This window comes from Reyranella soli (assembly GCF_007992495.1).
Taxonomy (GTDB): domain Bacteria; phylum Pseudomonadota; class Alphaproteobacteria; order Reyranellales; family Reyranellaceae; genus Reyranella; species Reyranella soli.
On record NZ_BKAJ01000016.1, the window covers coordinates 18,475 to 32,797 of the forward strand.

The 14,323-nt window shown below is 67.6% G+C and carries 10 protein-coding genes; 5 read left to right on the top strand and 5 right to left on the bottom strand.

Annotation, left to right across the window (positions count from 1 at the left end; translation table 11 throughout):
* Nucleotides 1-2 precede the first annotated feature (2 nt).
* Nucleotides 3-1,118 (bottom strand): cysteine desulfurase family protein, encoded by a 1,116-nt coding sequence (locus RSO01_RS04315; protein WP_147146567.1) that lies wholly within the window; start codon nucleotides 1,116-1,118, stop codon nucleotides 3-5.
* Between the two features lie 16 nt (nucleotides 1,119-1,134).
* Nucleotides 1,135-1,620, bottom strand: a complete 486-nt coding sequence (locus RSO01_RS04320) for an Rrf2 family transcriptional regulator (protein WP_147146569.1) — start codon at nucleotides 1,618-1,620, stop codon at nucleotides 1,135-1,137.
* Nucleotides 1,621-1,855: 235 nt separating this feature from the next.
* Here RSO01_RS04320 and RSO01_RS04325 point away from each other — a divergent pair, with 235 nt between their 5' ends.
* On the top strand, nucleotides 1,856-2,530 hold the full coding sequence (locus RSO01_RS04325) for an alpha/beta hydrolase (protein ID WP_147146571.1): 675 nt from the start codon (nucleotides 1,856-1,858) through the stop codon (nucleotides 2,528-2,530).
* On the opposite strand, the gene RSO01_RS04330 is transcribed toward RSO01_RS04325, so the two are convergent.
* Nucleotides 2,527-3,609 (bottom strand): anhydro-N-acetylmuramic acid kinase, encoded by a 1,083-nt coding sequence (locus RSO01_RS04330; RefSeq protein ID WP_147146573.1) that lies wholly within the window; start codon nucleotides 3,607-3,609, stop codon nucleotides 2,527-2,529. The genes RSO01_RS04325 and RSO01_RS04330 overlap by 4 nt on opposite strands.
* A gap of 76 nt (nucleotides 3,610-3,685) precedes the next feature.
* Between RSO01_RS04330 and tyrS the strand changes: the two genes are divergently transcribed.
* Nucleotides 3,686-4,939, top strand: a complete 1,254-nt coding sequence (gene tyrS, locus RSO01_RS04335) for a tyrosine--tRNA ligase (protein WP_147146575.1) — start codon at nucleotides 3,686-3,688, stop codon at nucleotides 4,937-4,939.
* A gap of 131 nt (nucleotides 4,940-5,070) precedes the next feature.
* Here the strand turns inward: tyrS and RSO01_RS04340 are convergent, their stop codons facing one another.
* Nucleotides 5,071-8,211 carry a YhdP family protein gene (locus RSO01_RS04340; protein WP_147146577.1) on the bottom strand — a complete coding sequence of 1,047 codons (3,141 nt, stop codon included), beginning with the start codon at nucleotides 8,209-8,211 and terminating at the stop codon, nucleotides 5,071-5,073.
* A gap of 92 nt (nucleotides 8,212-8,303) precedes the next feature.
* On the opposite strand from RSO01_RS04340, the gene RSO01_RS04345 reads away from it, so the two are divergent.
* The 3 genes from RSO01_RS04345 to RSO01_RS04355 are packed head-to-tail and all read left to right on the top strand — an operon-like array spanning nucleotide 8,304 to nucleotide 13,201.
* Nucleotides 8,304-11,261, top strand: a complete 2,958-nt coding sequence (locus tag RSO01_RS04345) for a bifunctional [glutamine synthetase] adenylyltransferase/[glutamine synthetase]-adenylyl-L-tyrosine phosphorylase (protein ID WP_246158054.1) — start codon at nucleotides 8,304-8,306, stop codon at nucleotides 11,259-11,261.
* Complete coding sequence (gene bcp / locus RSO01_RS04350; RefSeq protein WP_147146581.1) at nucleotides 11,258-11,722, top strand: thioredoxin-dependent thiol peroxidase; 465 nt, start codon at nucleotides 11,258-11,260, stop codon at nucleotides 11,720-11,722. The genes RSO01_RS04345 and bcp overlap by 4 nt, the downstream gene beginning before the upstream one ends.
* A gap of 18 nt (nucleotides 11,723-11,740) precedes the next feature.
* A complete protein-coding gene (locus RSO01_RS04355) occupies nucleotides 11,741-13,201 on the top strand; it encodes an FAD-dependent monooxygenase (protein WP_147146583.1) in 1,461 nt (486 codons plus the stop codon).
* Nucleotides 13,202-13,404: 203 nt separating this feature from the next.
* Here RSO01_RS04355 and gcvA read toward each other — a convergent pair whose 3' ends face one another.
* Nucleotides 13,405-14,286: a transcriptional regulator GcvA gene (gene gcvA / locus RSO01_RS04360; protein ID WP_147146585.1), complete on the bottom strand. Its 882-nt coding sequence runs from the start codon at nucleotides 14,284-14,286 to the stop codon at nucleotides 13,405-13,407.
* Nucleotides 14,287-14,323: the final 37 nt, after the last annotated feature.

The window sequence follows — 14,323 nt, forward strand, 5'->3', positions numbered from 1 at the left end:
GACTAGGCCGCGCGGGCACTGGCAATATCCGACTTCCCTACTCGGATATATAGGTCCCGCCAGGCCGCAATCAAGCGATCGATATCGTCGGATTGCGAGTTCCAGCCGAAGCTTATTCTGATGGCCGAGCCCGCCTCGGTATCTTCTATTCCCATGGCCGCCAGGACCGCCGACCGGTGCACCTTGCCCGACGAGCAGGCGGAACCGGCGCTGACACAGACACCGGCAAGATCGAGCGCCATGACCTGGATCTCGGCCGGAACCCCCGGCATGGAGATGTAGGTCGTGTTGGGCAACCTCTTGGCACCTGAGGCAAACACCCGCGCCTTGGGGGCGACGGCAAGCAGCGCAGCCTCGCCTCGATCGCGCAGCGCGGAGTCGAGACTGCTCGCCGCCTCGGCGGCTGCGCCGAAGCCCACGATGCCGGACAGGTTCTCGGTGCCGGCGCGGCGATTGGTTTCCTGGCCGCCGCCGAAGCGGTTCGACGCGAACGGCGCATCGGCCCGCACGATCAGCGCGCCGACGCCGGTCGGCCCGCCGAGCTTGTGGGCGGCGAGGCTGAGATAATCGATGCCGATGCCATGCAGATCGACCGGCACCTTGCCGGCGGCCTGGACCGCGTCGCAGTGCACCAACGCACCGGCCTTGCGGGCGATGCGCACGATGTCAGCCATGGGCTGCAGCACGCCGGTCTCGTTGTTGGCGAACATCACCGACACCAGCGCGGGCTCGCTCTTAGCGGCGAGCTTGCGCTCCAAGGCGGCAAGATCGAGCACGCCCTCGCCGTCGACCGGCACGACCTCGGCATCAGGCACAGCGCGCTGCACGCTCTCGTGCTCGATCGACGAAATCAGCACGCGCTTACGGCCGCTGCCGGCCAGCGCCATGTTGTTGGCCTCGGTGCCGCCTGACGTAAAGATCACTTCCGCCGGCAGGGCGCCGACCCGCGCCGCCACCTGACGGCGCGCTCTGTCGACCAGGCCGCGGGCCTTGCGGCCAACGGCATGCACCGCCGACGGATTGCCGCCCGTCTGCAGCGCCTCGACCATGGCGTCGAACGCCTCTGGCCGGAGGGGACTGGTAGCGTTGTGGTCGAGGTACACGGACGCGGCGGGCATTCGGGCTAGCCTTTTGTCAGCTCGCGGCGGCCATCGAGGAGTCGTTGTTGGCCGCGGCCTGGGCGGCGGGCGCCTCGGCGATGCGCGGCGCCAGACGGCGTTCGAGCACGTCGAGCAAGGTCACCGAGCTCAGGAAGGCGTGGATCTGGTTGCCCAGCTCCTCCCACAGGTCGTGCGTCAGGCACTTGCTGCGGTCGGCGCGGCAGCCGGTCGCGCCCATCTCGGTGCAGCGCGTCGCCTTGATCGGCTCGTCGACCGCCAGGATGATTTCCGAAACTCGCGTCTCGGCCGAGCCGCGCGCCAGGCGATAACCGCCGCCCGGACCGCGCACGCTCTTCACCAAGCCGGCGCGACGCAGGCGGGCAAAAAGCTGCTCCAGATATGACAAAGAGATTTCCTGCCGGGTTGCGATATCGGACAACGACACCGGCTTTGCCTGCGCGTGACGCGCCAGATCGACCATCGCCATAACGGCGTAACGACCCTTGGTGCTGAGCTTCACAGCATCCTCCTCGCGCCGGCTCCTGGGCCGGCCGTCTGACCGAACGCCTAAAGGTCTTGAAAACCAAGGCGTTACTACGATATTGCGGTCCTCCAGACAGGGATCTGGGGAAAAACCGACTGAATAGCTCGGGTTTAATAAACCCGACTGAGTTGGTCAAGTATCAAGAATCCCCCAAAAATGCTGCTCCGGCCCGCGTCCGGCTGCCAATAATGAGGGAAAGACCGGAGTCTAGATGCCTGATGTGATGTTCACCGGCCCGGAGGGTCGGCTCGAGGGGCGCTATCACCAGAGCAAGGAAGAGCACGCGCCGATTGCGCTGATCCTTCATCCGCACCCGCAGTATGGCGGGACGATGAACCACAAGGTCGTGTTCTCCCTGTTCCATGTGTTCGTCAATCGCGGCTTCTCGGTGCTGCGCTTCAACACCCGCGGCGTGGGCAGGAGCCAAGGCCGCTTCGACAACGGCATGGGCGAGTTGTCGGACGCCGCCGCCGCGCTCGACTGGCTGCAGAGCATGAACGCCGATGCCAAGTCGTGCTGGATTGCGGGCTACTCGTTCGGCGCCTGGATCGGCATGCAGCTGTTGATGCGCCGGCCGGAGATCGACTGCTTCGTCTCGGTGTCGCCGCCGGCCAACTCGTACGACTTCGCCTTCCTCGCCCCCTGCCCCTCGTCGGGCCTGATCGTGGGTGCGGAGAAGGACGAGGTCGTGCCGCTCGCCGATATCCAGAAGCTGGTGGCGCGGCTGTCGCTGCAGAAGGGCATCACGGTGGAATCGCGCACCATCAAGGGCGCCAACCATTTCTATCACGACTCGCTCGACAAGCTTGCGATCGACGTCGACAGATACGTCGCCAAGTGCCTGGTCAATCCGCCGGGCCGCGCGACCTCCAACAAGGAGCCCTAAGGCTCGTCCAGCCGGCCGCCCGTCAGCGGACGCGGCGCGCCGGTAGTTCCAGGGAATGTTATCGGCAAGCCGCGCAACGAGCGCACGGCTAGGAACGCGAAGGCCTGCGCCTCGAGCGCATCGCCGTTCCAGCCGAGGCTGTCGGCCGTGACGACCTTGCCACGCGTCTCCTCGGCGATGGCTTTCAGCAAGGTCGGATTGCGCGCGCCGCCGCCCGAGATCACCCACTGCGCGACGGGCATCGGGAAGTGACGCGCCGCCAGCGCGATGGCGCGCGCCGTGCCGCGTGTCAGCGTCGCCGCACCGTCGGTGACGCTCAATCCCTCGGCCCATCCATCGTTGAAGTCGCCGCGATCGAGCGACTTCGGCGGCTTCACCGCGAAGTATCGATGCTCGCTGAAGCGCTCGACGCGGGCGCGATCGACCTTGCCCGACGCGGCGAGCGCGCCGTCGCGGTCGAAGCGCAGCCCGGCGCGCCGCGCGCACCAGTCGTCGATCGGCGCGTTGCCCGGACCGGTGTCGAAGGCGAGCAGCGCGCCGTCGGCGCCGATCCAGGTCACGTTGCCGACGCCGCCGATATTCACCACGGCGAGCGGCTTGGGCAGCTCATGCGCCAACGCGGCGTGATAGACCGGCACCAGCGGCGCGCCCTGCCCACCCGCCTTCACGTCGGCGATGCGCAGGCCGCTCACCACCTTCACGCCGATGGCCCGTGCGAGCGCAGCGCCGTCGCCGATCTGCCAGGTGAAGCGCCGCTCCGGCCGATGGGTGATGGTCTGGCCGTGGAAGCCCACGACGTCGAGCGTCGACAGCGGCGTGCCGCTCTCCTGCGACCAACGCTTCACGGCCTCGACATGGGCCTCGGTCACCGCCTGCTCGGCGGCCGTCGTCGCATCGCCGGGCTGCTCCGCGCCGAAGGCCAACCGGATCTGCCGGCGCACGTCGTCGGCATAGGGTACCGTCAGGAAACCGCCAAAAGACCTCACCTGCTCGCCGTCGGTTTCGATCACCGCCACGTCGACGCCATCGACGGAAGTGCCGCTCATCAGGCCTAGGGCGCGCAGGGAGGGTGAAGACATACGCGGATGCTGGTCCGTTGAGAGGCGGTCGGCCCCGTGTTAAACCCGCGGCCCTTTAGGGACAACAGGCGAAGAGATGACGGCCTTCAAGTCGGACTTCATGCGGATCGTGCACGAGCGCGGCATGGTCCATCAGTGCAGCGATGCGACGCGGCTCGACGAGCAGCTCGCGAGCGGCGTCCGCACGGCCTATATCGGCTTCGACTGCACCGCCGATTCGCTGCATGTCGGCTCGCTGCTGCAGATCATGATGCTGCGCTGGTGGCAGAAGACCGGCCATCGGCCGATCACCCTGATGGGCGGCGGCACCACCAAGGTCGGCGATCCCTCGTTCCGCGACGAGGCGCGCCCGCTGCTCTCCGACGAGCAGATCAACACCAACATGGCGGGCATCAAGCAGGTCTTCGCGAAGTACCTGAAGTTCGGCAACGGGCCGACCGATGCGGTGATGGTCAACAATGCCGACTGGCTCGACAGCCTGCTCTACATCCCCATGCTGCGCGAGGTCGGCCGGCATTTCTCGGTCAACCGCATGCTCAGCATGGATTCGGTGAAGCTGAGGCTCGAGCGCGACCAGCCGTTCAGCTTCCTCGAATTCAACTACATGATCCTGCAGTCCTACGACTTCGCCGAGCTGCACAAGCGGCAGAACTGCATCCTGCAGATGGGCGGCTCGGACCAGTGGGGCAACATCGTCATGGGCGTCGATCTCGGCCGCCGCCTGCAAAGCGCTGACCTGTTCGCGCTGACGACGCCGCTGATCGCCACCTCGTCCGGCGCCAAGATGGGCAAGACCATGGCCGGCGCCGTGTGGCTGAATGCCGAGCGCGTCTCGGCCTACGACTTCTGGCAGTACTGGCGCAACACCGAGGACGAGGATGTCGGCCGCTTCCTGAAACTCTTCACCGAGATGCCGCTCGACGAGGTCGCGCGGCTCGAGGCGCTGAAGGGCCAGGAGATCAACGAGGCCAAGAAGGTCCTCGCCACCGAGATCACGGCGCTGGCGCACGGCCGCAAGGCGGCCGAGGAAGCCGCCGAAACCGCACGCCGCACCTTCGAGGAGGGCGCCCGCGCCGATACGCTGCCGACCGTCAGCGTGCCGCGCGCGCGGCTCGCCGCTGGGGTCGCGGCGTTCGAGCTGCTGCACGAGGCCGGCCTGGCGGAAAGCCGCAACGAGGCGCGCAAGCTAATCAAGGGTGGCGGCGGGCGGCTGAACGACAAGCCGATCGCCGGCGACACGGTGATGGTGGGCGAAGGCGACCTCGATTCGTCGGGCACGCTGAAGCTCTCGGCTGGCCGCAAGCGCCACGTGCTGGTGCGCGCGGTCTGATTTCTTCCGGACCGCCGGCGTCTCGCCGGCTCATGAACCTACGGACCGCGGACCTCCAGGTCCGCATCTCATGAGCGGACCTGGAGGTCCGCGCTCCGCATGAGCCGGCCAGAGGCCGGCGGTCCGGAAGACTAAGGCGCGCGCTGCATTTCCGGCGACGGCGGCGGCTGGGCGACGTCCGGCTGTGAGATGAAGAGCTCGCGCAAGGCGCCGGGCGTCATCGCCGACATGTAGTTGACGTCGGTCTTGAGGTCGTCGAGCGGACCCGACAGCTGATAGGCCACGGCGAACAGGCCGCCATCCTTGCCGCCGGTCAGCAATGGGCCGAGCAGCGGCACGTTCGACAGCAGGTTGTTCAGCGCGAAGGCCGGCACGACGATGCCCGCAAGCTTGGCGGTGTCGTTGCCGAGGTCGACAAAACCCTGGGTGGTCAGCCCGATCGACTGGCCGCTGGTGCGGCCGTTCTTGATATGGATGCGATCGCCCGTCTTGTGGATCTTGGCTTCGAGGTTGTCGAACTGCTGCAGTGCATTGCCGGCGCGGTTCAAGCCGTCGATGGCTGTGTTCAGCGTGCCGATATTGGCGCGCGGCCCCGTCACCCTCTGCAGGCGATAGGGTCCAAGCTTGAGGAAGCCGTCGAGCGGCGAGCCGGCGACAGCGTCGTTGTACAGGCCCTCGATGTGGAGATAGCCGTCGACCAGCCCATCGAGCCAGCCGGCATCCGACAGCAGCTGGCCGAAATTGGCGACATAGAAGAAGAGCTTGCGGCCCTGCCCCTGCGGCGTGACGCGGAAGGTCGAGCCCTTGCCGGCGCCGATCGACAGGTCGGCGGCGGCGATGCGATCGCCGGCCAGCGCCAGGGTGCCGTTGACGTAGCCCAGCGTGCCGCGCTTGGTCAGGAGCTGCTGGATCTGCAGGGTGAACTTGGTGCTGGAGCGGCCCTGCGCGGCGGTGCCTGCCGGATCCTTGGCCGCGAGGTCGTCGCGTGCCTTGATCATGGTGTGGACCCGCGGCAGCTCGAGGATGGGCCCGCGCAAGGAGACCTCGACGCCGCCCGGCGCGCGCTTCCAGTCGCCCGCGACATCGGTCTGGCCGATCTTGATGTGGTTCACGGTGATCTGCTGCAGGGCGTTGTCGCCGGTGAAGCGCACCTGGCCCTTGCCGCTCAACCCGTTGGCGCGCGCGTCGAAGTCGAGAGTCGTAAGCTTGCCACCGGCGGCGAGCTTCATGGTCATCTGCACCTGGCCTTCGGTGCCCGGCTGCTTGGTCCAGTCGAGCGGCACGATCTCGGCCTTGGCCGCCTTGATGTCGAAGCGCCCGACCACCTCGCCCGTGCCGTTGGTCGCCACCTGGTAGGAGAGCGTCGTGCCAACCGGTCCGCTGAGATAGGGTTCAGGCGACGGGAAGCCCGCCTTGGCGACCGCTGCCGTCGACAGCGTGCCCTTGAGATCGTAGCGCCGGCGAAAGGCCGCCTTGGGGCCGAACAGCTCGCGCCAGCCGATCTCCACGACATTGCCTTCGAGCTTGCCGGTGCCGCTGACGCTGAGCTCGGAGCTGCCATACTTGATCCGCGCCGTGGCGTCGCTGAGATCGGCATCGCCGATCGCATCCTGCAGCGAGAAGTGCGTCAGCGACGCCTCGGCCTTTAGGTCGAGGTCGGCGACGGCGAGCGCGTTCAGCAAGGGGAAGCCGATCGACACGTCGACCGCCACCTCGCCCCCCAGCCGGCGATAGTCGTAGAGCATCTCCTTGGGCAGGCCGAGCTTGGGCCGGGCCAGGAAGCGGATGACGTCCTGCGCCGAGCCGGTGATCGGCATGCGGATCGCGGCGTGCTGCGGCGACGGCCCATCGAGCCCGGTGAGATCGATGGTGGCGCCGGCCGTCTTGAGGCCGACAGCGGTCCCGCTGGCCACGTCGAAATGCAACGTGCCGCCTTCATAGCGCGCGTTGCCGGACACGCCCTCCAGCTCGGGCATGTGCGGCATGTAGCGCACCTTCATGCCGCGATAGTCGATCACGCCGACCAGGCGATCGATCTTCAGCGCGGCCATGTCGTTGCCCGGCGCGCTCAGCGCGAACTCGGCGGCGACGTCGATTTCACCCTTGCTGAGATTGGCGACCGCCCACTCCCGGCCGCCGGGGGCGAACTCCAGCGGCCAGTAGTCACCCAGCCGATCGACCGGGATCTGCCGCACCTCGGCGCGGCCGGAGAATGACTGGCCTTCGGCCTTGCGCTCGCCGGCGCCGGTGATTGATACCTTGGTCGCGCCGAAGTCGATGTCGACGCGGTCGATCTTGGCCGTGTGCGTCGTCGCGTCGACAGTGGCGCTCGCGTTCACCGACTTGACCATATGCGAGGCCGGCAGGACGCCGGGCAGCGTCACCCGCCCGTTGCCGCCGGTAATATCGACGCCGACGCTGCGCACGTCGCCATGACCGTCGGCCTCGATGTGCAGGCGGCCCGACAAGGCAATGTCGACACCGCGCAGCAAGGCGACATCGGGCGACAGCTCAGCCAGCAGCGACGGCCTGAAGCCATCGACGGCGGCGTCGAGCGAAATGCGGCTGCGGTCGCGGGTGTAGACGCCGGACAGCGAGACATCGACCCAGTGGCCGGCGTTGCCGGTGAGCCGCGCCGATGCCGCCATGCTGACGCCGGCCGCATCGCGCTTCAGGCGGCCACGCGCCGACGGCGCGGTCCAGGTGAGTCCGGTCTTGACGTCGCGGATCGTGACCTTGGCCCGCTCGATCAGGATCATGTCGAGCTGGCCGATCAGCGAATTGTAATTCGGCTCGGCCATGAGCTGCTCGATCAGCAGGACCAGCGCCTCGCCCTGCGATTCGGCGTCGGTGGACGTGAAGACCCGTCGCAGCATGCCGCCGTCACGCGTGATGTCGGCTTCGATCGTCGGGGCCTCGATCGTTACCGTGGTCGGCAGGAACATGCCCTGCAGGACATCGCGGGCATCGAAGGTCACCGAGGCGGTCGGGATCGTGGCGATCACCTGGTGCTCGCCCTTGACGAAGCGGATGCCGCTGAACACCAGCCGCATGGGCTGGCTGATGCCACCCCATTCCAAGGCGATGCGCTGGATCTCGGGCTTGATGTCGTTGCCTGGCACGTCGGCGGCCTGGGCAAGGCGGTGCTTGAGGAAGTCGAGGTCGACGGGACCTTCCATCAGGCGAATCGCGGCCACCAGGACGAGCGCGGAGACGGCAAACACGATGCCTGCAACGACCTTGATGCACACCCGGTACGTTCGTCTGACCAAAGGCTGATACTTCCCGCTTCTTGACGATGACGACACGCCTGGGCGAGCGTGCTGTCGGACACCGAGAACAACTTAACCGACCCGTGCACCGCATGTCTTGGCTTTCGACCGACCGCCTGCCGCGACCGCACGACACGGAGCGTCGCGATGTGGCTTGGACGCGATGGAATGAGACGGCGTCACGGCCCGATGATCCCGCTCAGGTGGCGCTGCTCGATGCCCTGTTCGGCAACAGCCCGTATCTGACCGAAACAGCCATACAAAACCCTACTTTTATGACCGATCTGTGGCGTCGCGGTCCCGACGCCGTGCGCGCCGATCTCGCGGCCGAGCTCGCCGCCGTGCAATCCGGCGCACGCGACGGCAACCTGCCTGCCGCCGTCGCGACGGCGCTGCGCCGGCTCAAACGCCAGGTGGCGCTCGCGGTTGCCGTCGCCGACATCGCCGAAGCCTGGTCGCTCGAGCAGGTGACCGGCGCGCTCACCGCCTTCGCCTCGGGCTGTCTCGATGCGCTGACCGATTCGATCCTTCTGCAGCTCGCGCGCGACGGCCAACTCGGCATCGGCAAAGATCCCGCGGCCGCCGCCCTCACCGTGCTCGGCATGGGCAAGCTCGGCGCCGGCGAGCTCAACTACTCGAGCGACATCGACCTGATCCTGCTCTACGACCGCGACGCCGCGGCGCTCGCCGGCAACGACCAGCTGTCGCGCCACTTCGTGCGCGCCGCGCGCATGCTGGTGCAGCTGATGTCGGAGACCTCGGCCGACGGCTACATCTTCCGCACCGACCTCCGGCTGCGCCCCGACCCGGGCTCGACCCCGCTCGCCATGTCGGTGCAGGCGGCCGAGCTCTACTACGAGAGCGTCGGCCAGAACTGGGAACGCGCCGCGATGATCAAGGCCCACCCGGTGGCCGGCAACCGCGCCGTCGGTGCCGCTTTCCTGAGCGATCTCACGCCTTATATCTGGCGCAAGCATCTCGACTTCGCGGCGATCCACGACATCCATTCGATCAAGCGCCAGATCAACGCACATCGCGGCGACAGCGCCGTCAAGGTGCTGGGCCACAACGTCAAGCTCGGCCGCGGCGGCATCCGCGAGATCGAATTCTTCGCCCAGACCCAGCAGCTGATCTTCGGCGGCCGCAATCCGGCGCTGCGCCATCGTGCGACCTGCGAGACGCTGCGCGCGCTTGCCACCGCGGGCCATGTCGCTCCCTCCGCTGCCGACGAGTTGATCGAGGCCTACGGCTTCCTGCGCAAGGTCGAGCATCGCCTGCAGATGGTCGACGACCGGCAGACCCACAGCCTGCCCAGCGACGAGGCCGGCGTGGCGGCGATCGCCACGTTCCTAGGCTATCCCGATTCGCAGTCCTTCCAAAAGGATCTGCTCGACCGCCTACATTGCGTGGAAGGCCACTACGCCCGCCTGTTCGAGGAGGCGCCGAGCCTTGCCGGCCCCGGCGGCAACCTGGTGTTCACCGGCACCGACGACGATCCGGGCACCTTGGCCACGCTGCAGACGCTGGGCTTCCGCGATCCGTCGGCAGCGGCCGGCATCGTGCGGCGCTGGCACCACGGCCGCTACCGCTCGACCGCCACGGCCCGCGCCCGCGAGCTGCTGACCGAACTGATGCCGGGCCTCCTCAAGGCTCTGGGCTCGACGGCCGCGCCCGACCAGGCGCTGCTGAACTTCGATCTCTTCCTCGGCAACCTGCCGGCGGGCATCCAGCTCTTCTCGCTGTTCAAGGCCAATCCCGCCCTGCTCGAGCTGGTGGCCGCGATCATGGGCAGCGCACCCGGCCTCGCCGCGCATCTTGCACGCCGCACCATCCTGCTCGATTCGGTGCTGTCGCCTGCCTTCTATCTGCCGCTGCCGCCGGCCGAGGAGATGCAGGCCGACCTCACGAGGCAACTTGCCGCCGTCGAGCATGAGCAGGACATCCTCGACCTGGCGCGGCGCTGGGCCAACGACCGGCGCTTCCAGGTGGGCGTGCAGCAACTCGAGGCGATCGTGCGTCCGGCGCAGGCAGGCCTCGCCTACTCCGACATCGCCGCCGCCACGATCTCCGCCGTGTGCGACCGCGTCGAGTGGTTGTTCGCCGAGGCGCATGGCGGCTTTCGCGGCCAGCGGTTGGCCGTGCTGGGGATGGGCAAGCTCGGCAGCCGCGAGATGTCGGCCACCTCCGACCTCGACCTGATCTTCGTCTACGACATCCCGCCTGACATGGAAGCGTCGGACGGTCGCCAGTCCCTGGCGCCGATCCAGTACTACACCCGGCTCAGCGCCAAGATCGTGACGGCGCTCACCGCCCATACCAACGAAGGCGCGCTGTACGAGGTCGACATGCGGCTGCGGCCGTCCGGTCGCGCCGGGCCGCTCGCCAACTCGCTGGAGGGCTTCGAGAGCTACCATGCGCAGTCGGCCTGGACGTGGGAGCACATGGCCCTGACGCGCGCCCGCGTGATCCACGGGCCGGCCGGCCTGGTCGAGCGGCTGGCCGACATCGTCAAGAGCACGCTCTGCCGGCCACGCGATGCGCTCGCCTTGGTGCGCGACGTCGCCGACATGCGCGACCGCATCGTCCGCCATGCGCCGCCGAAAAGCCCGTGGGACTTCAAGCACCTGCCCGGCGGCCTGTTCGACATCGACTTCGTGGCCCAGTACCTGGCGCTGCGCCACGCCGCCGAGCGGCCCGACCTGCTCGCCCCGCATCCCGCCGAGATGCTGCGCCGTGCCGCCGATGCGGGCTTCATCGACCGAGCCGACGCCGAGCGCCTGCGGGCAGCACGCACGCTGCTGTCCGACGTCCAGAGCCTGCTGCGGCTCACCTTGAACGGCGACGAAGCGGCGTTCGACGAGGCGAGCGCGCCCGAGGGGCAACGCCGCCTGATCGCGTTCACCGAGGGCGCCGACGATCTCGCCGAGTTGCGGGCCCGCATCTCGGCTGAAACCGCCGCGGCGCGTGCTATATACCGACGCATCGTCGAGCAGCCGGCGCGCGATGCCGGCTGGCAGGCCCGCACGGACGACAGAAGGAGCGACGGATGAGTGTCGAAGAAGGCAAGAAGGCGCCTGATTTCACCGCGGCGACCGATGGCGGCAAGAAGCTGAAGCTGTCGGAGCTGCGCGGCAAGCCGGTGGTGCTCTACTTCTACCCCAAGGACGACACGCCCGGCTGCACCGCCGAGGCCTGCGGCTTCCGCGATTCCCTGCCCGACTTCGGCAAGCTCAAGGCGCAGGTGATCGGCATCAGCAAGGACAGCGTCGACCGGCACGACAAGTTCAAGAAGAAGTACGAGCTCAACTTCCCGCTGGTATCCGACGAGGACGGCAAGATCTGCGAGAAGTACGGCACCTGGGTCGAGAAGAGCCTCTATGGCCGCAAGTACATGGGCATCGAGCGCGCTACCTTCCTGATCGACAAGACCGGCACGGTGGCCAAGGTCTGGCACAAGGTGAAGGTGCCGGGCCACGCCGACGAGGTGCTGAAGGCGTTGAAGGCGCTGTAAACCTAGGGAGCGGGGCAAATGGCAAGCGTACTGATTTCGGGCGCGGGCCCGATCGGCCTGACCATGGCCAATGAGCTGACGCGCTATGGCATCCCCGTGCGCATCGTCGACAAGGAGCCGCAGCGGACCGACAAGTCGAAGGCCCTGGTGCTGTGGAGTCGCACGCTCGAGCTGCTCGAACATGGCGGCTACGTGGAACCCTTCCTCAAGGCCGGCATGCAGGGCCACGGCGTCCAGATCTCGGACGGCACGAACATCGTGGCGAGCGCCCGCCTCGACATCATGGACACGCCCTATCCCTACGCCCTGCTGATCGCCCAGAGCGAGACCGAGCGCGTGCTGGAGGAATGCCTTGCCAAGCGCGGCGTCAAGGTCGAGCGTCGCGTGACCATGGAAAGCTTCGCCGAGAAAGGCGCGGGCATCGAGGCCCTGCTGCGCAAGGCCGACGGGTCGAGCGAGACCGTGCAGGCCGACTGGCTGCTGGGCTGCGACGGCGCCCATTCGACGACGCGCCACGGGCTCGGCTTCGCCTTCGAAGGCTCGACCATGGACAGCGACTGGGTTCTGGCCGACATCCACGTCACCGGACTCGATCCGCAGGATCACCTGCACATCTTCTGGCATCGCGACGGCATCCTGGCCTTCTTCCCCATCACGCCCGGCCGCTGGCGCGTCATCGGCGATCTCGGGCCGGCAACCGGCAACGGCCACCGCGCCGATCCGACCCTGGAGGAGATCCAGGCCCTGATCGCGCATCGCGGCAACGCTGGCATCAAGGCCTCGGACCCGATCTGGCTGTCGGCCTTCCGCATCAACGAACGCAAGGTCAAGGAATACAGCCGCGGCCGCATCTTCCTGTCGGGCGACGCCGCGCACATCCACAGTCCGGCCGGCGGCCAGGGCATGAACACCGGCATGCAGGACGCGTTCAATCTCTCGTGGAAGCTGAACCTGGTCATCAACGGCATCGCCAAGCCGTCGCTGCTCGACAGCTACTCGGTCGAGCGCAGCGCCGTCGGCGACATGGTCCTGCGCAACGCCGGCGCGATGACCGAGGCCGCGATCACACGCAATCCGCTTGTCCAGAAGCTGCGCAACACGATCGTCAAGTTCGCGCTCGGCTTCCCGCAGATCGGTCATATCGTCGCTGACACGATGTCGGAGCTCAATATCGGCTATCCGGTAAGCCCGCTCACCGTCGCCGGCTCGCCGCACGCGCACGGCGTCAAGCCCGGTACGCGCTGGCCGGAGAGTCTGCCCACCGACACGAACAAGTCGCTCTTCGCCGCCATCGGTCCTGCCGATGCCGTTGCCGACCTGGCGAAGAAGTTCCCCAAGCTCGTCGAAGCAGCGGCGGCGTCGAAGCACGCCGACCCGCGCGATCTCGTCCTGGTCCGTCCCGATGGCTATGTCGGCTTTGCCGGAGCGGCATCCGATCGCGCCGGGGCGGAGGCGTACCTGCGGGGAATCGCGGCCTAGGCGAGACTGCGTCTGGACGCGACTTTTCCGAGTTCCGGACCGCCGCAGTCTCGCCGCCTCATGCGGAGCGCGGACCTTCCGGTCCGCTCATGATCTTCGTCTTCCGGACCGCGAGCCTCCGGCTCGCTCAAGCTCATGAGCGAGCTGGAAGCTCGCGGTCCAAAAGAGCAAGAGCGGACCTGGAGGTCCGCGCTCCGAAGAACCTAGCGGGACTTGCCGATCCAGGCGCGGAAGATGCGGATCTTGGGGATGGCCGCCAGCTCGGTCGGGTAGAGCAGGCAGTATTGGCGGCCGCTCTTCACGAAGCCGAACGGCGCGACCAGGCGGCCGAGCTTCAGGTCTTCCATGACCAGCGGTTTGGGCGCCACGGCGACGCCGAGACCAGCGACTGCAGCCTCGAGCAGGAAATAAAAATGCTCGAAGCGCTGGCCCTTCGGGGCATCGATGTTCGCCGTCTTGACTCTCGCCAGCCAGTCCGCCCAGGCATCGGCCCGCGTCTCGGTGTGCAGCAGCGCGTGTCGACCGAGATCAGCTGACCGACGCAGCTTGCCGCGCTCAGCCAGCGCCGGACTGCACACCGGGCCGATCTCCTCGTTCATGAAGGCATGGGCCTCGACGCCGTCGGGCCACGGCCCGGCGCCGATGCGGATCGCGACATCGACGCCCTCGCGTGCGAAGTCGACCGGCGCCGACGATGCCGAGAGCCGCACGTCGATCGCGGGATGGCGGGCATTGAAGTCGTACAGCCGGGGAATCAGCCAGCGCATCATGAAGGTCGGCAGGCAGGACACGACCAGCGGCCCCTGTCGCGTCGCCGTTGACAAGCGCGCCGCACTCGCCTCGACGACGTCGAGCGCAGTGCGCGTCGCCGGCAGGAACGCCGCGCCTGCGTCGGTCAGCTCGACACGCCGGTTGAGGCGACGGAACAAGCGCACGCCGAGATGCGTCTCGAGTGACTTCATCTGCCGGCTGATGGCGCCGTGCGTGAGATTGAGCTCGCGCGCGGCGGCGCTGAAGCTCAGGTGCCGCGCGGCCTCCTCGAAGGCCGGCAGCGCCTTCAGGGGCGGCAATCGGCGTCTGGCCATGACTTGTGATTTTTCCTCACAGAGGCGGTGACATTAG

Coding starts and splice junctions, on each gene's coding strand:
- tyrS (WP_147146575.1), top strand. CDS start 3,686: ATGACGGCCTTCAAGTCGGACTTCATGCGGATCGTGCACGAGCGCGGC.
- RSO01_RS04315 (WP_147146567.1), bottom strand. CDS start 1,118: ATGCCCGCCGCGTCCGTGTACCTCGACCACAACGCTACCAGTCCCCTC.
- bcp (WP_147146581.1), top strand. CDS start 11,258: ATGAGTGTCGAAGAAGGCAAGAAGGCGCCTGATTTCACCGCGGCGACC.
- RSO01_RS04325 (WP_147146571.1), top strand. CDS start 1,856: ATGCCTGATGTGATGTTCACCGGCCCGGAGGGTCGGCTCGAGGGGCGC.
- RSO01_RS04355 (WP_147146583.1), top strand. CDS start 11,741: ATGGCAAGCGTACTGATTTCGGGCGCGGGCCCGATCGGCCTGACCATG.
- RSO01_RS04330 (WP_147146573.1), bottom strand. CDS start 3,609: ATGTCTTCACCCTCCCTGCGCGCCCTAGGCCTGATGAGCGGCACTTCC.
- RSO01_RS04345 (WP_246158054.1), top strand. CDS start 8,304: ATGTCTTGGCTTTCGACCGACCGCCTGCCGCGACCGCACGACACGGAG.
- gcvA (WP_147146585.1), bottom strand. CDS start 14,286: ATGGCCAGACGCCGATTGCCGCCCCTGAAGGCGCTGCCGGCCTTCGAG.